Below are 24,496 nucleotides of genomic sequence, written 5' to 3'. Positions count from 1 at the left end.
CCGCCAGTCGAACATTCACTCGGGCATTTGTCTGATAATAAACACTATTTTATTTTTGGCACGATACTTGCTATAATCTTTGCGTTGCTCATTCTCCTGCTTATGATTGCCCCGCATTGCGGTTGAGCTCATAAAAACTGAATGACGCACCAAACGGTGCCTGCCGTCCACCCAACCGATAATCGCTTGCTTTGCAACGTTATCAAGCATCGGACGTAACGTTGAGTTAGGCACCACCTTATTCCTGCGCGAGGCATTCGGCGTCGCGCTTAACGGCAGGCATCGCGCCTGCCGTTTTCTTATCTGTACTTTCTTCCGCTGTCAGACTCCGCTAGCATTCCTCAGTTAAATTTTAAGGAAATCTGTTGTGAAGAGATGGCGTCTGTTTCCCCGATCGTTGCGTCAACTGGTGTTGATGGCGTTCCTGCTGGTGCTGCTGCCCTTGTTGGTGCTGGCCTGGCAGGCATGGGAAAGCCTTTCGGCGCTGAGTAATCAGGCGGCGGATACCAATCGCAACACCTTTACCGATGTGCGCCGAAGCGAAGCGATGGCACGTACGGCCATCGAACTCGAACGCAGCTATCGGCAATATTGTGTGCTGGGTGACGAGACCCTGGCCCATTTGTACCAGTCGCAGCGGGTGCGCTACGACCAGATGCTGAGTAGCCACGCGGCCAGCCTGCCGGAGTTACCCGCGTTCAGGGTCTTATCCGCGACACTGCCACAGCTGGAAACGCTGCAATGCACTAATGGCAATCCGGCAGCCCCCGCTGCGGCGGCGTTGGAACGTTTCTCCGATACTAATGCGCAGATGGTCCAGGCCACACGCGAAGTGGTCTTTTCCCGTGGTCTGCAATTGCAGCGAGAAATTGCCGATCGCGGTCAGTTTTTTGGCTGGCAGGCACTGATATTGTTTCTGATCAGTCTGGCATTGGTGCTGCTGTTTACCGGTATGATTATTGGTCCGGTCAAGCGCGTCGAACGTATGATCAACCGGCTGGGCGAAGGGAAAGCGCTGGGCGACAGTGTCAGCTTTGGTGGCCCGCGAGAAATCCGCTCCCTCGGCCAACGGATCGTATGGTTAAGCGAACGCCTTAGCTGGCTGGAGACGCAGCGGCATGAGTTTCTACGCCACCTGTCACATGAGCTGAAAACACCGCTTGCCAGCCTGCGTGAGGGTACGGAGCTGCTGGCCGATCAGGTGGCCGGTCCATTGAACAGTGAGCAGCAGGAAGTGGTGGCGATCCTCGATACCAGCAGTCGTCATCTGCAACGCCTGATTGAGCAATTGCTGGACTACAACCGCAAACTGGCGGATGGCCCAATGGCGCTGGAAACGGTGGCGCTGGATAGCATCATCGATACCGTGGTGAAGGCACATTCATTGCCCGCCCATGCCCGGCAGATGAATACCCACGTTGATTTGCAGGTGAACCATTGCCTGGCGGAAACCACCCTGTTGCAACGGGTGATCGATAACCTGTATTCGAACGCCGTGAACTACGGTAGCGAATCCGGTAACATCTGGCTGCACAGCCAACAGAAGGGCGATGTGGTGTGGATTGAGGTGGCAAACACCGGCACACCCATTCCGGCTGAGGAGCAGGCGATGATTTTCGAGCCTTTTTATCAGGGCAGCCAGCAGCGCAAAGGGCCGGTTAAAGGCAGCGGGCTGGGCTTAAGCATTGCTAAAGATTGCCTGCGCAGGATGCAGGGTGATTTGCAATTGGTGACGCGCAAGGATGCGGATGTCTGTTTTCGTATTATTTTGACTACCACCGCCGGGAATGCCTGATCAATGAAATTATCCCTCAGTAACTTACTCGCAGCTGGCTTGATGGTCTTTGGCCTGGCGGGCTGCCATGCACCGACCAACAACAGCGCCCTGCGTGAAGATGCAACGCTGCCGGAGCCGCAGGTGCGGCTGCCGGACTATCTGGCAACCGATTGTGGCAACATCTGGCAAATCGATTATCTTGCCGCGATGAATAACCCTTTGTATTGGCAACGGGCGATTGATTGTGCTGAGCGACTCTCCCCGGCGGAAGCCCGAGCGGAGGCGCGCCGCTGGCCGGTGCAAAGTTGGTCACGCGCCTTTAAGCAGGGCGTATTGCTGGCGAATGGCAACGTGACGCCTCAGGAGCGCCGTGATTATGTGGAGACGCTGGATAGCTATAGCACCGCGTTTCCTGCTGCCGTTCGTCCACTGATTCAATTGTGGCGCAGCAATCAGGCCGCGCAGCTTGAACTGAGCGAGGCGCGAGGCCGCTATACGCGTCTGCAACAGAGCAGCGACGCTGAACTGGATAGCCTGCGTCAGCAGCAACGCACGCTGCGTAAATCGCTGGATGACACGCAACACAAGCTGGAGCGTCTGACTGATATCGAGCGCCAGTTGTCCTCGCGTAAGACACCCGACAGCAGCGACAGTGCACACAGCAGCAGTACCAATGAGGAGCAGCCCTAATGAAACAGGCCGCACGATTATTGCTGGTGGATGACGATCCTGGTTTACTCAAGCTGTTGGGAATGCGTTTGAGCAGTGAAGGCTATCAGGTAGCGACTGCGGCCTCCGGCCCGGAGGCGTTACGCCATCTGCAAAAAGAGAAGGTCGATCTGGTTATTAGCGATCTGCGGATGGATGAGATGGATGGTCTGGCGCTGTTTGGCGAAATTCAGAAGCGTCATGCGGGGTTGCCCGTCATCATCCTGACCGCGCATGGATCGATCCCGGAAGCCGTCTCAGCCACCCAGCAGGGGGTATTCAGTTTCCTCACCAAACCGGTGGATCGTGACGCGCTGTATAAAGCCATTGATGAGGCGCTGGCACAACGCGCCCCGGCCAGCGATGACAGTTGGCGGGAAGCGATCGTGACACGTAACCCGTTGATGTTGCGACTGTTGGAGCAGGCACATATGGTGGCGCAATCTGACGTCAGCATTTTGATCAACGGCCAGAGCGGTACGGGTAAAGAGGTGCTGGCGCAGGCGATTCATGCCGCCAGCCCGCGTGCCAGCAAACCCTTTATCGCCATCAACTGCGGGGCATTGCCGGAACAATTGCTGGAATCGGAGCTATTTGGCCACGCCAAAGGCGCATTTACCGGGGCGGTGAGCGCGCGTGAAGGCTTATTTCAGGCGGCGGAAGGCGGTACGCTGTTCCTTGATGAAATTGGTGATATGCCGCAGGCATTGCAGGTTAAGCTGCTGCGCGTGTTGCAGGAACGTAAAGTGCGCCCGCTCGGTAGCAACAATGATGTCAGTATCAATGTGCGGATCATTTCCGCCACCCATCGTGATCTGCCCAAAGCGATGGAAAAGAAGAGTTTCCGCGAAGATCTTTACTATCGCCTCAACGTGGTGAATCTGAAGATCCCGGCGTTGCACGAACGTGCCGAGGATATTCCGCTGCTGGCGAATCATCTGCTGCGCCAGGCTGCCGATCGCCATAAACCTTTTGTGCGCAGTTTCTCGGTGGATGCCATGAAACGCCTGGTGGGTGCCAGCTGGCCTGGCAATGTGCGTCAGTTGGTGAACGTGATCGAGCAATGCGTGGCGTTGAGTACCTCGCCGGTGATTGGCGATGCGCTGGTGGAGCAGGCGCTGGCGGGTGAAAATACGGCACTGCCGACCTTTGTCGAAGCGCGTAACCAGTTTGAGCTGAATTATCTGCGCAAGCTGCTACAAATGACCAAAGGAAATGTGACCAATGCGGCGCGTCTGGCTGGACGCAACCGCACTGAATTCTATAAGCTGCTGTCGCGCCATGAACTGGACGCCAGCGATTTTAAAGAGTAGCTTGCTGCGGCTGCGGCAGAAACACTTATACTATCTGTTACCCGTCCGGCCACGGAGGGAGTGAAAAAAGGATCTGTCATGAAAAAGATCGATGCAATTATCAAACCATTCAAACTCGATGATGTACGTGAGGCGTTAGCCGAAGTTGGCATCACCGGGATGACGGTCAGCGAAGTGAAAGGTTTTGGTCGTCAGAAAGGTCACACCGAGCTGTATCGCGGTGCTGAGTATATGGTCGACTTTCTGCCGAAAGTAAAAATCGAAATGGTGGTGGGCGACGATATCGTTGATACCTGCGTTGAAACCATCATGAAAACCGCGCAGACCGGCAAGATCGGCGACGGTAAAATCTTTGTCTTTGATGTTGCGCGTGTGGTGCGTATCCGTACCGGCGAAGAGGATGAAGAGGCGATCTAAGCCCCTCGAATTGCTGAAAAGCCCGCAACGTTCCGCGTTGCGGGCTTTTTTATTGCAGGATTTACAAAACCTTATGCGGGCCAAATACCTCGTAATGAATACGATCCGCATCGATGCCGGCATCCAGCAACTGGCGAGCGACAAACTGCATAAACGCCAGCGGGCCACACAGCCAGAACTGACGGTCTGCCTCGCCCAGAGCGGCAGAAGCGGAGCCTAAATCCATCAATCCCGCCGCATCGTAACGCCCCGTCTCTTCGGCAGCGGGCTGGCGATACCAGATATGGCTGGCAAAATGCGGCAGGCGGCTGCCCAACGCTTTGACTTCTTCAACAAACGCATGTTGTTTGCCATCTTCCGCCGCATGCAGCCAGTTAACTGCCGCCGGATGCGTCTGTGCAGCCAACGTGGCGAGCATTGCCAACATTGGCGTTTGACCGACACCCGCCGAGATCAGCGTGACGGGTGTGGTCGGTGTCACTTGCAGGAAGAAATCACCCGCCGGTGCCGCGCACTGCACCACATCACCGACTTTTGCCCGATCGTGCAGCCAGCCGGACACCGTGCCCAGATCTTCACGTTTCACCGCAATGCGGTAGCACTGACCATTTGGTTGATGCGTCAAGGAGTACTGGCGGTGTTGCAGATTTCCTGTGCTGTCCGGACGCAGACTGATCGCCAGATACTGACCAGGCAAGAAATCTGCCACTGCCTCGCCATCGACGGGGGCCAGTTCGAAACTTTTAATCACGCTGCTTTGCTGCTGAATGGCGCGGATGCGGAAATCACGCGCGCCACGCCAGCCGCCGATTTTCGCCTCTGACGTGCGATAAAGGGTTTCTTCACGCTGGATAAACACCTCAGCCAATACCCCATAGGCTTTACCCCAGGCCTGTAAGACTTCCTCGCCGGGGTTCAGCAGTTCCTGAATGGTCGCCAGCAGATTCTCACCCACGATAGCGTACTGCTCCGGCTGAATATTCAGGCTGACATGTTTCTGGGCGATTTTTTCGACCGCGGGCAACAACACCGCAAGGTTCTCCAGATTGGCGCCGTAAGCGCAGATGGCATTGAACAGCGCTTCACGCTGATTACCGCTGCGCTGGTTGTTCATGTTGAACACGTCTTTGAGTTCCGGGTGCTGCGTCAGCATTCGCTGATAGAAATGGCCGGTGAGCTGGGGGCCTAATTGGGCAATGGCGGGCAGGGTCGATTTAACGGTAGCGATGGTTTGCGCGTCGAGCATGGTGAATCCTCATGGCAATTTATAAGATGCATTTTAAATGCATCTTATAATCCAGGCGCAGGGGTTGTAAATCCCCCTGATCGTTGCGGGATCTTTCGCCTGCTCTGGAATCCGCCTCGCAAACCTGAAATTTTTTCCGCTTCATGCTGAGGAAATATCGTGATTCACAGGGTTGCAAAAATGCGTAAAAAACCCGTTCCAGCGCCTTGCCAATCGTTTGCGTAAAAAGAAAGGATTGCGGCTACCGTCACCTGCCAAAACGGTTTACACTGTTGGCCTTCGCCCCTTAGCGGGGCTTAAACTGCCGTTAAAAAAGTTAGCTGAGTCAGGAGATGCGGATGTTAAAGCGTGATATGAACATTGCCGATTATGATGCCGAGTTGTGGCAGGCGATGGAGCAAGAGAAAGTGCGTCAGGAAGAGCACATTGAACTGATTGCTTCTGAAAACTACACCAGCCCACGCGTTATGCAGGCGCAAGGTTCACAGCTCACCAATAAATACGCGGAAGGGTATCCGGGCAAACGCTACTACGGCGGATGTGAATACGTAGATATCGTTGAACAGCTGGCTATCGATCGCGCCAAAGCGCTGTTTGGCGCAGATTACGCTAACGTACAGCCGCACTCCGGTTCTCAAGCTAACTTTGCGGTGTACACCGCGTTGCTGCAACCGGGCGATACCATTCTGGGTATGAACCTGGCGCACGGTGGTCACCTGACTCACGGTTCTCCGGTTAACCTGTCCGGTAAACTGTATAACGTGGTGCCATACGGCATCGATGAAACCGGTAAAATCGACTACAACGAACTGGCTGAACTGGCGAAAACCCATAAGCCGAAAATGATCGTTGGCGGTTTCTCGGCATACTCTGGCGTGGTTGACTGGGCAAAAATGCGTGAAATCGCCGACAGCGTGGACGCCTGGCTGTTCGTGGACATGGCTCACGTTGCTGGCCTGATCGCTGCTGACGTCTATCCGAACCCGGTTCCGCATGCACACATCGTAACCTCAACTACCCATAAAACCCTGGCGGGTCCGCGTGGCGGCCTGATCCTGGCGAAAAACGGTGACGAAGAGCTGTACAAAAAACTGAACTCCGCGGTGTTCCCGGGTGGTCAGGGTGGCCCGCTGATGCACGTTATCGCCGGTAAAGCGGTTGCGTTCAAAGAAGCGATGGAGCCTGAGTTCAAAACTTACCAGCAGCAAGTAGCCAAAAACGCCAAAGCGATGGTGGAAGTGCTGCTGGAGCGCGGTTACAACATCGTTTCTGGTGGCACCTACAACCACCTGTTCCTGATTGACCTGGTGAGCAAAAACCTGACCGGTAAAGAAGCGGATGCCGCGCTTGGCCGTGCCAACATCACCGTCAACAAAAACAGCGTGCCGAACGATCCGAAAAGCCCGTTTGTGACCTCTGGTATCCGTATCGGTACCCCAGCGGTAACCCGTCGTGGCTTTAAAGAAGCGGAAGTGCGTGAACTGGCTGGCTGGATTGCTGACGTGCTGGACAACATCAACGACGAAGCCACCATCGAACGTACCAAACAGAAAGTGCTGGATATCTGCGCACGTCTGCCGGTTTATGCCTGATAAGGCCTGAGTTCGAAGCGATAGAAAGGATGGCGTTAAGCCATCCTTTTTTTTATGCCTTGTGAATGACATCAGTGGTCGCGGCGCGATTTATCGCGCAGGTTAACATCACAGAAGACAGCGCGATAAATCTCGCCGCTACAAATGAATACAACTACGCTGGCTTCCATCGACTGTGAACTTTCTTATGCCCCGGATTCAACCGGTGCCAGATGGCAGGCCACGCGCTGCCCCTCCGCTTTGGTCGCCAGCACGGGGCGTTCTATGCGACAGCGTTCAGTAACATAAGGACAGCGGGTATGAAAGCGACAGCCCGATGGTGGGGAAAGTGGGCTGGGTAGTTCACCCATCAGACTAACGTTTTTACCGCGATTGCAGGGATCCATGCTCGGTGCGGCACGCAGCAGGGCCTGGGTGTAAGGATGCAACGGCGTATTGAAAAGCGTTTCCGTATCGGCGACTTCCACCACCTCACCGAGATACATCACCGCCACCCGGTGAGAAATATGCCTGACCAGCCGCAGATCATGGGCGACGAATAACACCGTCAGATTGAGTTTTTGCTGCAAATCCAGCAGCAGGTTAACCACCTGCGCCTGCACCGAAACATCCAGCGCCGACACCAGCTCATCGGCGATCAACACCTGCGGCTCCACAGCCAGCGCGCGGCTGATACCAATGCGTTGACGTTGCCCACCGGAAAATTCATGTGGCAGTTTGTCGATAGCGTCGAGCGGAAGACGAACCAGCGTCATCAATTCACGAATGCGGGCGGGAATCTGCTCTTTGGGACACATGTTGTGTACCGACAGCGCCTCGGTCAGTACCTGCCCTACAGTCATGCGCGGGTTCAGCGAACTGTAGGGATCCTGAAAAATCATCTGCACCTGACGGTTAAAACTACGCCGCGCTTTGCCGCGCAGCGTGGCGATGTCTTTACCATTGAAGTAGATTTTACCTTCATTGGTTTGCAGCAGTCCGACCATTGTTCTTGCCAGCGTTGACTTGCCGCAGCCCGACTCACCCACCACGCCGAGCGTTTCTCCTGGCAGCAGATCCAGCCGGACACCGTTTAGTGCCTGGACAAACTTACGTGGCTTGCCCTGAATTTTTTCGAAGATCGACTGTGCCACCGGAAAGTGCACAATCGCTTCCTCGACGCTGACAATCGGTAGCGCTCGCTGCGCGATCACTTCACTCATTTCCAACCCCTTCCGGCAACCTCAGGTTCGCGTGATGATGACAGGCAACCTGATGATGTGGATTTATCACCTCAGACGCAGGCAGTTGCCTGAGACAAACGTCAGTTTTATAACGACAACGTGGGCTGAAGCTGCATCCCGCTGGCAGATCGAGCAGGGAAGGGGGCGTGCCCTCAATCGACAGCAGCGGTTGGCGTTCACCACCATTTTGCGGCACGGAGGCGATCAACCCCTGAGTATATGGATGGCGGGGCTGACGGAAGATCTCCTCTACCGGAGCGGTTTCGACGATCCGTCCCGCGTACATCACCGCCACGCGATCGCATAGCTGGGCGACTACGCCAAGGTCGTGGGTGACAAAAATAATCCCCATATCGAGCTGATCGCGCAGATTAAACAACAGGTTGAGGATTTGCTCCTGAATGGTGACATCCAGTGCGGTGGTCGGTTCATCGGCCAGCAGCAGACGTGGATTCCCTGCCAGCGCGATGGCGATCATCACGCGCTGGCGCATCCCACCGGAAAACTGGTGCGGATAATCGTCAAGCCGGAGTTCCGGGGCAGGGATCCCAACCTGCGTCAAAAGCGCAATGGCCCGCTGACGCCGCTGCCTGCGCTTTAAATCGGTGTGCGCGCGCAGGCTTTCCTCAATCTGCCGCCAGACGGTGAGCACCGGGTTCAAGGCAATCATCGGTTCCTGGAAAATCATGGCAATCTCCCCCCCACGAATGTTGCGCAGCTCGGCAGCTTTCATGGTTGAGATTTCACGTCCCTGCCATTTGACGGAGCCGGAAACCTCCGCGCTGGTTGGCATCAGACGCAGCAGCGAGCGCAGCGTAACGCTTTTGCCGGAACCGGATTCACCCACTAACCCGAGAATTTCCCCCGGCAGAAGGTTAAAGCTCACCTCCTGAATGGCCCGCAGACTACCGCGAGAAGTATGAATCAGGGTATTGAGTTGATTCACCTCCAGCAAAGGGGATGTTTTACCGGGCATAATTCGCTCTCATTTTTTAACGGCTGCCGGGGCGCAGCCAGTCCGATAGCAGGTCACCAAACAGGCTAAATCCCAGCCCGGTCAGCACGATGGCGATACCGGGGAAGATGGTTATCCACCAGGCGGTGTCCATGAAATTCTTGCCGGAGGCGATCAATACCCCCCATTCGGCTGTCGGTGGCTGCGCACCGAGGCCAAGATAACCGAGGCTGGAACCGAGCAGAATAGCCAGTGCCATATCCGTCATCCAGTACACCAGCGTGGTGGTGATCACGTTTGGTAGCACATGGCGGAAGATAATCCTTGGCGTGCTGTAGCCCATCACTTTGCCTGCGGCGACGTATTCAAGGCGTTTCTGGATACTGACTTCACCGGCGATAAGTTTGGCGTAAAACACCCAATAAATAATGCCAACGGCGATATACATGCTGTTCAGGCCCGGACCCAGAATCGCGACAATGGCGATCACCAAAACCAGCAGCGGGAAGGTGACCACCGCATCCACGATGCGCTGAAACAGCATTTCGGCAACGCCGCCGAAATAACCCACCAACAGTCCGACCAGGGTGCCAAACACCATCGGAAACAGCGTGGTGAAAAACGCGATTTGCAGGTCGATACGGTACGCGAAGACCACGCGTGAAAAGATATCGCGGCCAAAGTTATCGGTACCAAAAATATGTTGCAGGCTCGGCCCCTTCAGGATCGCGCGGTAATCAAATTTCAGCGGATCGGCGGTGGCAACCAGATGCGGAAAGAACGCCATCAGCAGGCTGAGAGCGAGAATGGCGCAACCCAGCAGCGACGGCCACGGCAGATGCTTTCGCCAATGACGCGTGAGGGAGCGTCGGGCAATCAATTCACTCATCGCGCTCTCCTCGGATCAATCATGACCTGCACGATATCGGTCAGCAGGAAAATCAACGACACCAGCACCGACAGCACGATGACCAGCCCCTGAATCATCGGGTAGTCGCGGCTGAAAATGCTATCAACCATCAGGCGCGCAATGCCGGGCACGGCGAAGACAGTTTCGGTGATCACCGCGCTGCCAATGGTGGTGCCGATATTCAGCGCAAACAGGCTGAGCATCGGGATCAGCGAATTGCGTAACACATGCCGCAGCAACACCACGCGATTGCTAAGACCTTTGGCACGCGCAAAGGTGACATATTCCGCGTCCAGTACCGCGATGATCGAGTTGCGCAGGCTACCAATCAGTACCGAAGTGATGCTGACCGCCAGCGTCATTGCCGGAAGAAACAGATGCCAGAGGCGTTGTCCCCAGCTATCGCCGTAGCCACCGACCGGGAACCAGTGCAACTGGGCGGCGAATACCGTCAGCAGCACCAATCCGATATAAAACGAGGGCATCGACAACGTCACCTGTGACGCGCCGCGAATGGTGATATCGGTGGCGCTGTTGCGTTTGAGGGCAGAGATAAAGGCCAGCGGAATGGCCATAAGCAGCGCAAACAGCGCGGCCATGCCGGTCAACAGCAAGGTCACGGGCAAACGCTCGGCAATGACCGTGGTCACCGGGGCGTGCATGGCATAGGAGTTGCCAAGGTTACCGCTGGCGACCTGGCGTACAAAGAAGACGAACTGTACCGGCAGCGGTTGACTTAATCCCAGCTCTTTATTGATACGCGTGACGTCGGCGTCCGTTGCGCGGTCGCCAATCATCGCGCTGGCAGGATCGCCAGGCAGCAGACGCACGATGGTGAAGGTGACCACCAAAATCACCAGCAGCGTCGGAATAATCAGCAGAATGCGTTTGAAAATATAATTCAGTTCGGTCAACGCGTGCTCCCAAATCCAGCGTACAGGCGCTGTAGCCCACGCGGGTACAGCGCCAGATGCCTGGATTTCACTCGATGTAATAAAGGCGAATTATTTCTTCAGCCAGGTTTCAGTGAAGATGTTATTCCCCAACGGGATCTGGACAAATCCTTCGACATTTTTCTTCAGCGCCACCGGATAGGAGCTTTCATACAGCGGGATGGTGGGGCCGGTGCTGTTGTAGATATCCTGGATGCGTTTGTATTCTTCGGCACGTTTCGCTGGATTAGTTTCCTGCTGCGAAGCTTCAAACAGCGTGTCTAATTCATCACTCTTCCAGCCGGAATGCAGTGCCTGAATATTCTTCGAATACGCGTAGTAGGAGGTGATCTCGTTGGGGTCAGCGATGTCATCGGTCCACGGACCAATACGGGTGCTGAAATTCCCCTTACGATAGTTGGCGTTCAGCGTGGCGTTATCCATCTGGTTAATGGTCAGCTTGACGCCAATCTGCGCCCACATCTGTTGCAGGCCGGTCGCGATGCTCAGGCTGTCTTCATTACCCGCCAGAATATTCATGCTGGTGCTAAAGCCATCCGGGTAACCGGCTTCTTTCATCAGCGCCTGCGCTTTCTCAACATCCACGGGCCACAACGGCTTGGTGCCCGAGTTGAGTGGCGTGGAGGTCGACATAAACGAGGTCATCGGTTTGCCGAGTCCAAAGGTCACCAGTTGGATGATGCCTTCTTTGTCGGTGGCGTAGTTCAGCGCTTCACGTACTTTGGGATTCGCCAGTGGGTTCGGCTTGCCATCTATCTCCGGGCGCGCGTTCACGCTGGCGACTTCCACGCGGGTGGAGGGGAACAACGCCATATTTATTGCCGGATTTCCCTGCAACTCTTTAACGCGTGAGTAAGGGATAAACTCGGCACCGTCCAGTTCACCGGATTGCAGCTTCAGGATGCGTGTCGCATCGTCGGGGATGATTTCGAACTTGATGCTGTCGAGGTAGGGCAGCGCTTTGCCGTCAGCGCCTTTCTCCCAATAGTACGGGTTGCGTACCAGCGTCATGGTGGAGTTATGTTGCCATGACTTGAGGATAAACGGACCGGAACCCACCGGATGCTCGGCAAATGCCGCGGCTTTGTCGTGGTCAGTCGCGCCGGGTTCCGCTTCGAACAATTTCTCTGGCATGATCGCGGTGTTGAACACTGTCAGCGCGGTGAGAATGGCGGGATCGGTATGCGACAGATGGATCACCACAGTGTGCGGATCGCTGATGGTGACGTTAGCGATGGCGCTCACCAGAAATTGCCACACGCCATTACCCGGTTTGGCTGCTCGCTCCAGTGACCATTTCACGTCTTCAGCGGTGATCGGTGAACCATCAGAAAATTTGGTGTCAGGACGCAGAGTCAGGGTCAGGCTTTTACCGTCCTCCGACAGCTTCCACGCGGTAGCCAGGCCCGGTCGAATGCCTTTGCCATCGTTAGTCGGCAGCAGCAGGGTGTCGTAGAGGTTAGAGAGAATCCAGATATCGTTATTGCTTTCGTTCAGGATAGGTTCGAGGAAATTACTGTCAGCGTAGCGACCATAGATCAGGGTACCGCCGCGCTGTACTACCTCCGCCGCCTGAGCCGCCAGGGTACTGAATGCACCCGCTGCCAGTAAGGCGATTAACGTTAATTTAGGCATAACTTTCATGACCTTGCCCCTCTGTTTGTAAGTCAGAAAAATGTTTGTCAGGCCCTCAAATGCCCCCCGAAAACTGCGGAGAGCGGAGCCGGCAAAAATGGCGGTAATGATTGTGTTCTAGTTAACTGGTACGATAATTGATGTATTGCTCACAAACTGTCAATAATCAGCGCAAAAAAAATGCAAAAAATAAGAATTGGTTATAACAGTAAGTTATTTCGTCATGATTTTTTTGCCTGATGACTTGAATTGATGTAAAAAACAGCATAATTGTATTAACAGTCTAGTACACTGACCAGGCAGGTTATGGAATTCCACCTCGATCGTGACTCTTCAATCCCGTTGGGAGCGCAGTTGCGCGGGATAATTGAATACGCCATTACGTTTGGCGCGTTGAAACCTGGCGAACAGCTACCCTCGGTGCGCGACATGGCCGAACAGGTAGGCGTTGCGCCGATGACCGTGGCGCAGGTATATCGCGAACTCAAAGCGGCCGAGTTGGTGTACAGCAAGCCAGGCGCCGGTACCTTTATCGCCGATGCGGCGCTTGCGGTGGGATCGTCAGAACTCGCCCTTGACGAGTTGCATCAGCATCTTGATGCATTTATCAACAGCGGAATGTTGCTCGGTTTAAACGCGGCAGAACTGGGGGCGTTGGTCAGCAGTCGGTTTGCGGAACGACAACGCCAGCTCAGGAAGAAGACGGTATTTTTTATTGGCAACTTTATCGATGCGGCGCGGGATTATGCACACTGCATCGGCGAAACGCTGGGTGAAATCGCGCAGGTAGAAGCGACCACGCTCACCGATATAAAAAACGACCTGTTACTCCGTCAACGTGTTGCCAGTGCCGATCTGTTGCTGACCTTTGCCCATCGTCGGCGTGAGGTCAGCCAACTGATTCCGGGGCTGCCGTTGCTGAATATCAGTTTTATTCCGTCCGAAGCTACTCGCCGTGCGTTGGCTTCGCTCGATCCACTGACGCGCACGCTGGTGGTGTCGATTTTCCCGGAATTTACCGCGTTGATGACGTCTGGCGTGGCGCGCTTTGCGCCTCATGTAACCCAGGTCACCGTGGTGCAAAGCGATGATCCTCGTCTGGGTGAATTATTAAAAGAGACCGATGCCCTGGTGTATGCCACCGGCGTTCAGGAACTCACCGCCCGGTTGGGAGAGCACCAACGTTCTTTTGAGTACCGCCATGTTCCTGATGCAGGAGAGATTCAACGGGTGGTTGTGCCGTTGCTGCAACAGGATATTTTACACGCGTCCAACACCGGGGACCGTAATGAAAATCAGTGAAATGAACTGGCAGCAGTTAGCCCACTATCTCACCACCGACGACCGGGTGATTGTGCCGCTCGGCAGTACTGAGCAGCACGCGCTACTCAGCCTGTCAGTGGATTCAATTTTGGCTGAGAGAGTCGCCGCAGAGGCCGCAGAGCCTTACGGCATTCCTGTCTTCCCGGTGATGCCGTTCGGTATGACGCCGGCGTTTAGCGACTATCCCGGCACCATCAGTCTGAGCATGCAAACCTATGTGTGCATGTTGAATGACATACTTAATAACCTGAAACGGCAGGGGTTTCGCCGCATTTTGTTTATCAACGGGCACGGTGGTAACGCACCGGCGCAGAACATCATCAGTGAATGGATGGTGACCAATCCGGGGGTGACGGTTCAGTTGCATAACTGGTGGAATGCGCCGAAAACCTGGGAAAAAGTGATGTCTATCGATCCGGTCGCGTCACACGCCTCCTGGATGGAAAACTTCCCCTGGACGCGTTTGCCGGGCGTGACCCAGCCGCAGCAGCAAAAACCGATGGTGGATTTGGTGGCGCTGCGGAAACTGGACCCAACGCGTGCCAAAGCGTATCTCGGTGACGGCAACTACGGCGGCTATTATCAGCGCGCCGATGAGGAGATGCTCGCTATCTGGCAAACCGCACTGGCGGAAATTCGCGAGATTATTGACGCGCTCTAGCCGGTGATGCGCGACTTGCCCGGAGGTACGGATGTCAGTTGTCACTCAGCCAGAAACCGCAATTTCCCCCGCAGTACCGCAATCCCAGGATCCTCTGGTTATTTGGGGGGCGGGGGCGATTGGTGGCGTGATCGGTGCTGCGTTTATCGCTGCCGGTCAGACGGTGATTTTTGTCGATAATGTGGCAGAGCATGTTGCCGCGATTAATCTTCAGGGGATGCGCATTACCGGTCCCCTCGGTGAAAAAGTGGTGCGGGCGCAGGCATTTTTGCCTGAGCAACTTACCGGTCACTATCGCTGCGTGCTGCTGGCGGTAAAATCTCACCATACCGCTGGCGCTATCCAACAAATTGCACCGCACCTCGCGCCCGAAGGTTTTGTGGTATCGCTACAAAACGGCCTCAACGAGCGGGTTATCGCCGATAGCATCGGCGTTGATCGTACCGTCGGCGCTTTCCTGAATTTTGGCGCAGACTTCCTGGAACCCGGCGTGATCCACCACGGTGGTCGCGGCGCAGTGGTAATTGGTGAGTTAGACGGCATCACCCGCCCACGGACTGAAATGCTCTACAGGCTGCTGCTGAACGTGGACGCTGCGGCGATCCTCACACCAAACATTTGGGGATTTCTGTGGGCGAAGATGATCTACGGTGCGCTGTTGTTCGCCACGGCATTAACCAATGACAGCATTGCCGATGTCCTTGCGATGCCACGTTTCCGACCCGTGTTGACACGGCTGGCACAGGAAATCGGCAGCGTGGCCCATGCGCAGCAAATCGTTTTGCAAGGGTTTGATGGCTTTGATCCTGCGGCGTTTCTGCCTGATGCCAGCCCTGACCACACCCGACAATCCTTTGACGATATGGTGGCGCATAACCGCCGTTCAGCGAAATCTCACTCAGGTATCTGGCGTGATTTGGCGGTGCGCAAACGCCAGACCGAGATTGACGCGCAGATCGCTCCGGCTATCGCGATTGGTCTGAGCGTTAATGTACCGATGCCATTAACCTCGCGTCTGGTGCAACTGATTCACGAAGTGGAGCAGGGGATGCTGCCGCAAACTCAGGCAACCCTGGCCTTGCTGGAAAGTAACGAAACGGGAGCATCCTGATGCAAGACCCTTTTGATTATTCCCGGCGCACGGTGCTGGTGACCGGCGCCGCGCAGGGATTTGGCCGCGCGATTTGTCTGGCCTTCGCCGCACGCGGGGCACAGGTCATCGCCTGTGACATCCAGCAGGCGCAGGTTGAGGAGACGGCAGCGTTATGCGGCGAGGGGACGCTGGCGTTTACCGTCGACATCAGCTCACCCGAGGCAGTTAACGCGCTGTTTTGCACGCTGGCGTCGCACCGGCTTCAGGTCGATACGCTGGTCAACAACGCGGGCGGGGTGGTGGGGCAATCAGGTCAACCGCTCGAAACCGTCACCTTCACACAGTGGCAGGCGATAGTTGATGTGAATCTGAATGGGGTGTTTTTAATGTCCCAGGCGGCAGTGGCGGGGATGAAGGCGCGGCAATTTGGTCGCATCATCAATATCTCCAGCCGGGCCGGGCTGGACGTCAGCCTTACCGGTATCCAGGCCTATGCCAGTGCCAAGGCGGGACAGATTGGCCTGACACGTCAGTTGGCGCACGAGTTGGGGCCGTGGAACATCACCGTCAATAACGTGGCACCCGGATTTATTCGCAGCAATCCCTCCACCGAGAAGCAGTGGGAGGCAATGGGCAGCGCGGGCCAGCAGCGGCTGGTGGACAATATTGCCCTGCGACGACTCGGCGTGGCCGAGGATATTGCCCATGCGGTGCTGTATTTCGCCTCCGACTGGGCTAACTGGGTCACCGGGCAAGTTCTCAGCGTCGATGGTGGCCGATAGTTCATTACATAAAAACTAAAATTCATTATTTCCTTTTTCCCACGGCTCTGACAAAGTACCGCGCAAAATAATAACGTTAATAATTACCCTGCGGAGTTTGTATGACCATCGGATCGGCTAAGTGGCTTGGACTGAGCTACTTCACCTACTTTTTCTGTTACGGCATCTACTTACCTTTCTGGAGCGTATGGCTCAAAGGTTTAGGATTGGATGCGGAAAAAATCGGTCTGATGATTGGTTGCGGCATGGTGGCACGTTTTGTCGGCAGCTTGTTAATTGCTTCTCAGGTGAAAACCCCTTCCCATTTGATTCGCGCGCTACGCCTGCTGGCGCTAATGACCTGCCTGTTCGCGCTGGGATTTTGGCTCGGTGGCCAGTGGCTATGGCTGCTGTTGGTGATGATTGGCTTTAACCTGTTTTTTTCTCCGCTGGTGCCACTGAGTGATGCGCTGGCCGCCACCTGGACACAGCAAATTGGCCTCGCCTATGGGCCGGTGCGTTTATGGGGATCGCTGGCGTTTGTGATTAGCTCGGCGTTGACCGGAATGCTGGTCAGTGAGTACTCCTCGCAGGCGATTCTGGTGCTGCTCTCGGTCGGGGTGCTGGCGATGCTGTCCGGCATGATGTTGCCACCCAAAACGCAACCGCAGGGCGATGCACGCCAGGGGGCGAGTGGTGGCTGGTCTGCCTGGCGTAACCTGCTGCGGGAAAATGCCGTCTGGCGCTTTATGTTGTGTGTCACCCTGATGCAGGGCGCACACGCCGCTTATTACAGCTTCAGTGCTATCTGGTGGCAGGAGTCTGGCTATTCAGCCAGCACCGTGGGGTATCTCTGGTCACTCGGAGTGGTGGCGGAAATTGTGGTCTTTGCCCTCAGCAACCGGCTATTTCGCCGCTGGACGGCGCGCGACCTGCTGCTGCTTTCCTGCGTGTGTGCGCTGGTACGCTGGACGTTACTTGGGGCCAGCACCGCATTGCCACTGCTGATTGTGGCGCAGATTCTGCACTGCGGCAGCTTCACCGTTTGCCATCTGGCGGCGATGCGCTTTATTGCGGCGCGTAAGGGCGCAGAGGTGATCCGTTTACAGTCGCTGTATTCGGCGCTGGCGATGGGCGGCGGCATTGCGGTGATGACCATGATTTGTGGCGTGCTGTTTACCCCTTTGCAGGGGCATCTGTTTTGGGTGATGGCGCTGGTGGCGTTGCCTGCCTTGTTCCTGCGCCCCCGTTCTGCTTAAGACTCGAGTAACTGGCGAATACGCTGCTGCTGATGTTCGCTCAGCGGCAGCTCGGCGTGAATCAATGGCGGTGAAAACAGCGGCAGCGAGGTCGCATAAGGGGTAATCACCAGCGCAATATCACGCGGCGCACCCTCCTGCCTGAATTGCAGCATATCCTGATAGGTGATGTTAATTGGCAGCAGCGTCAGCTCACGGATTTGCTGTTCCAGCAGTTGCTCCAGGCTGGCATCCTCGCCAGTCAGCAGCAGCACCTGTTTCTCCTGCAAGGCGCTCTCCTGCATCAACCAGGCACCGAACAACACCGCCACCAGGCTCACTTCTTCCGCACTGAAACGCGTGGCAAATTGCGCCGCAAAGTCATCGAGCGCGGCGCGGGTGGTGCGCAGCAAGCGTGGATAGAGCCGGGCGACATCCAGCGCCACGCTGTTATCAATACCGATGGCAAAATGGCTGCGGTCCAGCGCTTGCGCCAGATGGGTAAACAGTTGCTGCTTCAACTCTTCCTGATTACTGATTTGCGTCAGCGCCAGTTTTTCAAAGCGGATGATTAACGCTTCCACGGCCTGCATCAGGATTTGCGCCTGCGGATGCTGCAACTGCGTGCCATCCGGCGCGTGAATCAGGCTAAACAGTAGCGTCCAGAAGTCGGCCTCGCTGGCATCGGGCGCGAGGTGGCAACGTTTTTGCCAGTGATGAATCACATCATCGGCGGCCTCGCGCTCTGCCTTTTCGGCCAGCCAGGCACGCTGCGCATCGTTGAACAGCGCCATCTGCCGCTGGCACAGGGCATACTTCATGTAGATTTGCAGAAATAACCGATCGCGCTGACTAAAGTTCCGGTTGAGTCGCAGGCTACAATGCTGGATCAGCGCCTGTAAGTTGGTTTCATCCCACAGCGCTTTTTCGATTTTGAGCACCTTAAGGCGTTGACGCAGCACCGGGGCGAAGTGTTCACAAACAAAATCCTGCGACAGGCGCAGAGCGCGTCGCAACCAATGGAGCAGGCATAAACGCCTGTCCAACTCCGTTCCATGTACGCGAAAGCTACCATCGACCATCTGGTGTAGTTCCAGTTGATGATAACGCTGTATCTCGTCACTGACATCCGCGATATCCTGTCGGGCGACAACAGGGTCCACGCCATTTAACTGGCAGAGCTTTTCAAGCGTCAGCGCGGGAGCGGGCAAAAACAGCAGCAGTAGCAGATGGCAGCGACGTTGGGAACGGCTGAAGAGTGGTGCAGAGGAGGTTGCAGAACTCATCAATAGTCATTCCAGCAGGTCATTTTTGAGCTAAGAATAGCCAACTCCGCGCGGTAACCCTGCACTTTGTCGTGACTTTTATTCAGAGCTTTAAAGCGGGTCACAGTTTTTCTGGACCACTGGAATCTGAACCTTTTAATTGTTACTTTATAACGTTATGAAAATTGCGCTTTTTACCCTGATGCTGTTGGTCAGTCACATGGCCTGGTCACATCCACACAGTTTTATTGATATGAAAACCGAGCTTCTGACCGACAATGACCATCTTACCGGCTTCAAAATGGTCTGGACCATGGACGAGATCACCTCTGCCGATCTGCTGTACGATGCCGGTAAAGCCGAGCCGGGCAGCGTGGTGTGGAAAAAACTGGCGGCGCAGGTGATGGCCAATGTGTTGGGTCAGCACTATTTCACCGAAGTGTGGCAGGGGAAAAATCGGGTGAAATTCCTCAATCTGCCAAAGGAGTACCAGCTATCGCGCAACGGTAACAAAGCGGTGCTGGAGTTCATTTTGCCTCTGGGCGAACCGCAATCTCTGAGTAACACGCAGTACCGCATTCTCACCTTTGATCCGAGCTACTTTGTCGATATGTATTACGACAACGCTCTGGCGCTCACTCTGCCGGACGCGCTGAAATCGCGCTGCCAGCTGGATTTACACACACCAAAACCGGATGACTCGCTGAAACAATACGCGTTGTCGCTGGATAAAGCCGATGCGCCGCCAGAGGATATGGATCTGGGGCAGCAGTTCGCGCAGACGGTAACGCTGACATGTCATTAATTTCCCTGCCTTCCGGGTCCCGCCGTTTATGGCCGCTATGGTTACTGGCGTTGGTGCTGCTGCTGGCGGCTGGCATGGTGTGGCAATTCTGGCCGCAAATCCTGCTACAAAGCGTGCTGTGGCAAAAAGTCTTAAATCGCGAGATGACGCAACTGCTACAACAGGTGGCGGAGCAACCCCACCAGGCGGGGGTGACCCTGATGCTGTTTAGTCTGGCTTATGGTGTGCTGCATGCCCTGGGCCCCGGTCACGGTAAAGTGGTGATCAGTACCTTCCTCGCGACCCATCCGGCGCGCCTGAAAACCAGTATGAGGCTGACGTTGCTGGCGGCATTGTTGCAGGGGGGCGTGGCGATCGGTCTGGTGACGGTGATGCTGGTGGTGCTACAAACCTCATCGCGCACCCTGCATCTGGGTAGCTACTGGCTGGAGAAGGGCAGTTACCTGCTGGTGATGGCATTGGGAATTTGGGTTGGATGGCGTGCGATCCGCGCCTTGCGGGCGGCGTTAAAACCGGTGCCGAAAATGCAGATCCATGCTATCCGCCCTCACCATCAGCATGATGACAACTGCGGCTGTGGCCATGCTCACTTGCCGAGTGCAGCACAGATGGAACAAGCCGTTAGCGGCAAAACGCAGGCGCTGGTGGTGTTCTCGATGGGGCTACGTCCTTGCTCGGGGGCCATTATGATGTTGCTGTTTGCCAAAGTGATTGATGTGTATCTCTGGGGAGTGGCCTCGGCGATTGCGATGGCGATGGGCACGGCGGTGACCGTATCGGCGATGGGATTGTTGGTGCAGCGTTCGCGTAAACTGGCGGAGAAACTGGGCAGTGCCAGTGCGACAGCGCAAGGGGTGAAAGTGTTGATGCCATTGCTGGCGTTAGTCGGCAGCGTGGTCTTACTGGTCGCGGGGGCGTTACTGTGGCAAAGCGCCCAGCCGATGATGAGCAGCGGCCTGCGGCCATTTTAACCATCGACCATAACGTAACGGCGCAATAAATCGCGCCGTTACGGGAAAAGCAATTAACGCTTCAACGCTTCGCTCAGTTCGTCACGCATGGTGGACAGCAGCGCTTTCACCACACGCGGATTACCGGCAACGATGTTACCTGACATCAGGTAGCCATGACCGCCAGTAAAGTCAGTTACCAGGCCGCCCGCTTCGCGTACCAGCAGTTCACCGGCAGCGAAATCCCACGGTTTCAGACCAATTTCGAAATAGCCATCTACACGACCCGCAGCCACGTAAGCCAGGTCCAGTGCCGCAGAACCGGTACGACGGAAGTCAGCACACTGGGTAAACAGTTTGCCCACCACATTGATATAAGACTGAGAATGCTGCTTCAGTTTGAACGGGAAGCCGGTCGCCAGAATGGTGCCATCCAGATCGCGAGCGGTGCTGCCGCGCAGACGGTAGCCGTTCAACTGAGTGCCCTGACCGCGTACAGCGGTGAACAGTTCATTACGCATTGGATCGTAAACCACCGCAACTTCGGTGCGACCTTTAATGCGCACAGCGATAGAAACGGAGAAGTGAGGGAGGCGTTTGATAAAGTTGGTGGTGCCATCCAGCGGATCGATTACCCATTGAATGTCCTGATCGTCACCCGCCAGCTCACCGCTTTCTTCGGTGATGATGGTGTGTTGCGGGTATGACTTGCGAATCACTTCGACAATCAGACGTTCTGCGTCACGGTCAACATTAGTAACGAAGTCGTTGCTGCCTTTCTGGCTGGCTTCGACAGCGTCCGGGGTTTCATAATTCTTTGCAATTAAATTTCCGGCCTTGCGCGCAGCGCGCACGGCGATGTTGAGCATCGGATGCATCGGTATCTCTCGCTGGATGTTAAAGAACAGGGAAAACGGCGCGGAGTATAGCAGCGCATTCGGTAAATGTCCTGTTTTATGTTAGCATCGCGCCATCATTTTCTTACCTGCTTCTATTATGCTGCAAAATATCCGAATTGTACTGGTGGAAACCTCCCACACCGGCAACATGGGCTCGGTAGCCCGTGCCATGAAAACCATGGGTTTGAGCAATCTGTATCTGGTCAACCCGTTGGTCAAACCTGATTCTCAGGCCATCTCTCTCGCCGCAGGTGCCAGCGATGTGATCGGCAATGCGCAGATCGTGGACACCCTCGATGAGGCAATTGCGGGTTGTAGCCTGGTGGTTGGCACCAGCGCACGTTCGCGTTCTTTGCCGTGGCCGATGCTGGATTCGCGTGAATGCGGTATCAAAAGTGTCGAAGAGGGGCAGCAGGCACCGGTCGCGCTGGTGTTTGGCCGTGAGCGTGTTGGCCTGACCAATGAAGAGTTGCAGAAGTGCCACTATCACGTCGCGATTCAGGCGAACCCGGAATACAGTTCGCTGAACCTCGCGATGGCGGTACAGATCATCGCTTACGAGGTGCGTATGGCCTGGCTGGATGCGCAGGAAAAAGCGACGCCGCAGCCACAGTTTGAAGAGTCCCCTTATCCGCTGGTCGATGATCTGGAGCGTTTTTATCAGCATATGGAACAGATGATGCTGAACAGCGGCTTTATCCGTGAAGGCAATCCCGGTCAGGTGATGAGCAAACTGCGTCGCTTGTACACCCGCGCGCGCCCGGAACGCGATGAGCTGAATATTCTGCGTGGCATGCTGGCGTCGTTTGAAAAACGTAAAGGTAGTGAGGGTAATAGTTGAGTAAATTGCTTGGTTAAATAGTTGAGCAAATTACTTGGTTAAATAGTTGACCAATTTACTCAGGAATGTCAGACTAGCGGCCATTCATCAGATACCCGCCGATAACCGACGGACGCTTACGAGGTTGTATGCTATGAGACTGACATCCAAAGGACGTTATGCCGTTACCGCTATGCTGGACGTTGCCCTGCACTCGCACGAGGGGCCGGTGCCGCTGGCTGACATTTCTGAGCGTCAGGGCATTTCGCTCTCCTATCTGGAGCAGTTATTCTCGCGTCTGCGTAAGCACGGTTTGGTTGCCAGTGTCCGTGGTCCGGGCGGCGGTTATCTGTTAGGTAAAGATGCTGGCGCGATTGCCGTAGGTGCGGTGATTACCGCCGTTGACGAATCCGTTGATGCCACCAAATGCCAGGGCAAAGAAGGTTGCCAGGGCGGTGAACGTTGCCTGACTCACGTTCTGTGGCGTGACCTGAGCGAACGCATCAGCGAATTCCTCAACAACATCACTCTGGCAGAACTGGTCAACAACCAGGAAATTCTGGATGTTGCTGACCGTCAAAACGCCATCGACAATCGTCGCTTCCAGACTCACCGCGTGCAGGAAACCATCAACGTTAACCTGCGTGCGTAATCCGCTCTCTTTCGGCCTTTCCTGCTAAGGCAGGGAAGGCTGAATCATGCTATAACGTCGTATGATTTTTTATACGGAGCTTTAGCGCAATGAAATTACCGATCTACCTGGATTACGCGGCAACGACGCCTGCGGATCCGCGTGTCGCCACCAGAATGATGCAGTTTCTCACCCTGGATGGCACGTTCGGTAACCCCGCTTCCCGTTCTCACCGATTTGGCTGGCAGGCTGAAGAAGCCGTTGATGTGGCACGCAACCAGGTTGCGGAGCTGGTCAATGCCGATCCGCGTGAAATCGTTTTTACTTCCGGCGCGACTGAAGCTGATAACCTCGCCATCAAAGGTGCGGCACAGTGCCATCAGGCGCGCGGCAAACACGTCATTACCAGTCAGACCGAACACAAAGCGGTGCTCGACAGTTGTCAGCAACTGGAGCGCGAAGGGTTTGAGGTCACTTATTTGCAACCCGGCCGTGATGGCATCGTGACTACCGACATGTTGGCTGCGGCGCTGCGTGACGACACGGTGCTGGTTTCGTTGATGCATGTAAATAATGAAACCGGCGTAATTCAGGATATCGCCGCGCTTGGCGCTTTGTGTCGCCAACGTGACATCCTGTTCCATGTCGACGCCACGCAAAGTGTGGGTAAGTTGCCCATTGATGTCAGTGTCCTGCCGGTGGATTTGATGTCCTTCTCGGCACACAAAATTTATGGCCCGAAAGGTATCGGCGCGCTCTGGGTTCGTCGCAAACCGCGTTTGCAGATTGATGCGCAAATGCATGGCGGCGGTCATGAGCGCGGCATGCGTTCGGGTACATTGCCGGTGCACCAGATTGTCGGCATGGGCGAAGCCTATCGCATTGCGCGTGAAGAGATGAGCAGCGAAGTTGCGCGACTAGCGGCACTGCGTCAGCGCTTGTGGCAGGGCATCAGCGCGCTGAGCGATGTCACGCTGAATGGATCGCTGGAGCAGGGCGCACCAAATATCCTCAATATCAGTTTTGCCCACGTTGAAGGTGAATCGTTGATTATGGCGCTGAAAGATCTGGCGCTCTCTTCCGGTTCCGCCTGTACCTCGGCCAGCCTCGAACCCTCTTATGTGCTACGTGCGATGGGCGTTGAGCAGGAGCTGGCACACAGCTCACTGCGTTTTTCGCTAGGACGCTTTACCACCGAAGAGGAAATTGATTACGCCATTGAGCTGGTCAACAAAGCGGTAACCCGTCTGCGGGCGCTGATGCCTGCGGCAAATTCTCGCTAATTATCGTTTAACAGCATCCTTCCGCCGGTCTGGCGGAA

General features: G+C 55.4%; 24 protein-coding genes. 15 read left to right on the top strand and 9 right to left on the bottom strand.

Features of this window, described 5'->3' with window-relative positions; genetic code table 11:
* Positions 1–15 precede the first annotated feature (15 nt).
* Positions 16–234 carry a hypothetical protein gene (locus AC6I8T_RS15680; protein WP_152521885.1) on the bottom strand — a complete coding sequence of 73 codons (219 nt, stop codon included), beginning with the start codon at positions 232–234 and terminating at the stop codon, positions 16–18.
* A gap of 133 nt (positions 235–367) precedes the next feature.
* Here AC6I8T_RS15680 and AC6I8T_RS15675 point away from each other — a divergent pair, with 133 nt between their 5' ends.
* From AC6I8T_RS15675 to glnB, 4 genes are all read left to right on the top strand, one after another.
* Positions 368–1,795, top strand: coding sequence for a sensor histidine kinase (locus tag AC6I8T_RS15675; RefSeq protein WP_497834104.1), 1,428 nt, complete (start codon positions 368–370; stop codon positions 1,793–1,795).
* Between the two features lie 3 nt (positions 1,796–1,798).
* Positions 1,799–2,467, top strand: coding sequence for a two-component system QseEF-associated lipoprotein QseG (qseG, locus tag AC6I8T_RS15670; protein ID WP_208723799.1), 669 nt, complete (start codon positions 1,799–1,801; stop codon positions 2,465–2,467).
* Positions 2,467–3,798 (top strand): two-component system response regulator GlrR, encoded by a 1,332-nt coding sequence (gene glrR, locus AC6I8T_RS15665; protein ID WP_021184370.1) that lies wholly within the window; start codon positions 2,467–2,469, stop codon positions 3,796–3,798. Before qseG ends, glrR begins: the two co-directional genes overlap by 1 nt.
* 78 nt (positions 3,799–3,876) lie before the next feature.
* On the top strand, positions 3,877–4,215 hold the full coding sequence (glnB, locus tag AC6I8T_RS15660; protein ID WP_007886217.1) for a nitrogen regulatory protein P-II: 339 nt from the start codon (positions 3,877–3,879) through the stop codon (positions 4,213–4,215).
* Between the two features lie 61 nt (positions 4,216–4,276).
* Here the strand turns inward: glnB and hmpA are convergent, their stop codons facing one another.
* A complete protein-coding gene (hmpA, locus tag AC6I8T_RS15655) occupies positions 4,277–5,461 on the bottom strand; it encodes an NO-inducible flavohemoprotein (protein WP_208723800.1) in 1,185 nt (394 codons plus the stop codon).
* Positions 5,462–5,799: 338 nt separating this feature from the next.
* Here hmpA and glyA point away from each other — a divergent pair, with 338 nt between their 5' ends.
* Positions 5,800–7,053, top strand: a complete 1,254-nt coding sequence (gene glyA, locus AC6I8T_RS15650) for a serine hydroxymethyltransferase (protein WP_013510106.1) — start codon at positions 5,800–5,802, stop codon at positions 7,051–7,053.
* A gap of 185 nt (positions 7,054–7,238) precedes the next feature.
* Here the strand turns inward: glyA and AC6I8T_RS15645 are convergent, their stop codons facing one another.
* The 5 genes from AC6I8T_RS15645 to AC6I8T_RS15625 all read right to left on the bottom strand — a co-directional run bounded on the left by AC6I8T_RS15645 (position 7,239) and on the right by AC6I8T_RS15625 (position 12,738).
* A complete protein-coding gene (locus AC6I8T_RS15645; protein WP_208723801.1) occupies positions 7,239–8,255 on the bottom strand; it encodes an ABC transporter ATP-binding protein in 1,017 nt (338 codons plus the stop codon).
* Entirely contained in the window at positions 8,248–9,252 is a 1,005-nt protein-coding gene (locus AC6I8T_RS15640; protein ID WP_208723802.1) for an ABC transporter ATP-binding protein, read from the bottom strand. Before AC6I8T_RS15640 ends, AC6I8T_RS15645 begins: the two co-directional genes overlap by 8 nt.
* A gap of 16 nt (positions 9,253–9,268) precedes the next feature.
* On the bottom strand, positions 9,269–10,120 hold the full coding sequence (locus tag AC6I8T_RS15635; protein ID WP_021184366.1) for an ABC transporter permease: 852 nt from the start codon (positions 10,118–10,120) through the stop codon (positions 9,269–9,271).
* A complete protein-coding gene (locus AC6I8T_RS15630) occupies positions 10,117–11,055 on the bottom strand; it encodes an ABC transporter permease (RefSeq protein WP_021184365.1) in 939 nt (312 codons plus the stop codon). The genes AC6I8T_RS15635 and AC6I8T_RS15630 overlap by 4 nt, the downstream gene beginning before the upstream one ends.
* 90 nt (positions 11,056–11,145) lie before the next feature.
* A complete protein-coding gene (locus AC6I8T_RS15625) occupies positions 11,146–12,738 on the bottom strand; it encodes an ABC transporter substrate-binding protein (RefSeq protein WP_208723804.1) in 1,593 nt (530 codons plus the stop codon).
* 297 nt (positions 12,739–13,035) lie between these two features.
* On the opposite strand from AC6I8T_RS15625, the gene AC6I8T_RS15620 reads away from it, so the two are divergent.
* The 5 genes from AC6I8T_RS15620 (at position 13,036) to AC6I8T_RS15600 (ending at position 17,826) form a co-directional block, all read left to right on the top strand.
* Positions 13,036–14,031 (top strand): GntR family transcriptional regulator, encoded by a 996-nt coding sequence (locus AC6I8T_RS15620; protein WP_021184363.1) that lies wholly within the window; start codon positions 13,036–13,038, stop codon positions 14,029–14,031.
* Positions 14,018–14,713 (top strand): creatininase family protein, encoded by a 696-nt coding sequence (locus AC6I8T_RS15615; RefSeq protein ID WP_497834103.1) that lies wholly within the window; start codon positions 14,018–14,020, stop codon positions 14,711–14,713. Before AC6I8T_RS15620 ends, AC6I8T_RS15615 begins: the two co-directional genes overlap by 14 nt.
* A 31-nt stretch (positions 14,714–14,744) precedes the next feature.
* Positions 14,745–15,824 (top strand): ketopantoate reductase family protein, encoded by a 1,080-nt coding sequence (locus tag AC6I8T_RS15610; protein WP_208723806.1) that lies wholly within the window; start codon positions 14,745–14,747, stop codon positions 15,822–15,824.
* Positions 15,824–16,588: an SDR family NAD(P)-dependent oxidoreductase gene (locus AC6I8T_RS15605; protein WP_208723807.1), complete on the top strand. Its 765-nt coding sequence runs from the start codon at positions 15,824–15,826 to the stop codon at positions 16,586–16,588. Before AC6I8T_RS15610 ends, AC6I8T_RS15605 begins: the two co-directional genes overlap by 1 nt.
* 101 nt (positions 16,589–16,689) lie before the next feature.
* Entirely contained in the window at positions 16,690–17,826 is a 1,137-nt protein-coding gene (locus tag AC6I8T_RS15600) for a 3-phenylpropionate MFS transporter (RefSeq protein WP_021184359.1), read from the top strand.
* On the opposite strand, the gene csiE is transcribed toward AC6I8T_RS15600, so the two are convergent.
* Positions 17,823–19,091, bottom strand: a complete 1,269-nt coding sequence (csiE, locus tag AC6I8T_RS15595; protein WP_021184358.1) for a stationary phase inducible protein CsiE — start codon at positions 19,089–19,091, stop codon at positions 17,823–17,825. The two genes, AC6I8T_RS15600 and csiE, sit on opposite strands and share 4 nt — an antisense overlap.
* 157 nt (positions 19,092–19,248) lie before the next feature.
* Between csiE and AC6I8T_RS15590 the strand changes: the two genes are divergently transcribed.
* Together AC6I8T_RS15590 and AC6I8T_RS15585 are read left to right on the top strand one after the other, a co-directional pair.
* Complete coding sequence (locus AC6I8T_RS15590) at positions 19,249–19,875, top strand: DUF1007 family protein (protein ID WP_208723808.1); 627 nt, start codon at positions 19,249–19,251, stop codon at positions 19,873–19,875.
* Positions 19,866–20,846: a nickel/cobalt transporter gene (locus AC6I8T_RS15585; protein ID WP_208723809.1), complete on the top strand. Its 981-nt coding sequence runs from the start codon at positions 19,866–19,868 to the stop codon at positions 20,844–20,846. Before AC6I8T_RS15590 ends, AC6I8T_RS15585 begins: the two co-directional genes overlap by 10 nt.
* Before the next feature lie 53 nt (positions 20,847–20,899).
* On the opposite strand, the gene suhB is transcribed toward AC6I8T_RS15585, so the two are convergent.
* Complete coding sequence (gene suhB, locus AC6I8T_RS15580; protein WP_021184355.1) at positions 20,900–21,703, bottom strand: inositol-1-monophosphatase; 804 nt, start codon at positions 21,701–21,703, stop codon at positions 20,900–20,902.
* 118 nt (positions 21,704–21,821) lie between these two features.
* Between suhB and trmJ the strand changes: the two genes are divergently transcribed.
* The 3 genes from trmJ (at position 21,822) to AC6I8T_RS15565 (ending at position 24,458) form a co-directional block, all read left to right on the top strand.
* The gene (trmJ, locus tag AC6I8T_RS15575) at positions 21,822–22,565 is read left to right on the top strand and encodes a tRNA (cytosine(32)/uridine(32)-2'-O)-methyltransferase TrmJ (protein ID WP_208723811.1); all 744 of its coding nucleotides are present in this window, start codon (positions 21,822–21,824) and stop codon (positions 22,563–22,565) included.
* A gap of 133 nt (positions 22,566–22,698) precedes the next feature.
* Complete coding sequence (gene iscR, locus AC6I8T_RS15570; RefSeq protein WP_021184354.1) at positions 22,699–23,196, top strand: Fe-S cluster assembly transcriptional regulator IscR; 498 nt, start codon at positions 22,699–22,701, stop codon at positions 23,194–23,196.
* Positions 23,197–23,285: 89 nt separating this feature from the next.
* Positions 23,286–24,458, top strand: coding sequence for an IscS subfamily cysteine desulfurase (locus tag AC6I8T_RS15565; RefSeq protein WP_497834102.1), 1,173 nt, complete (start codon positions 23,286–23,288; stop codon positions 24,456–24,458).
* The last annotated feature ends 38 nt before the right edge of the window (positions 24,459–24,496 follow it).

The organism is Pantoea sp. X-Soil-OKNW-556, assembly GCF_059730695.1.
This window is presented reverse-complemented; position numbering and strand designations above follow the sequence as displayed.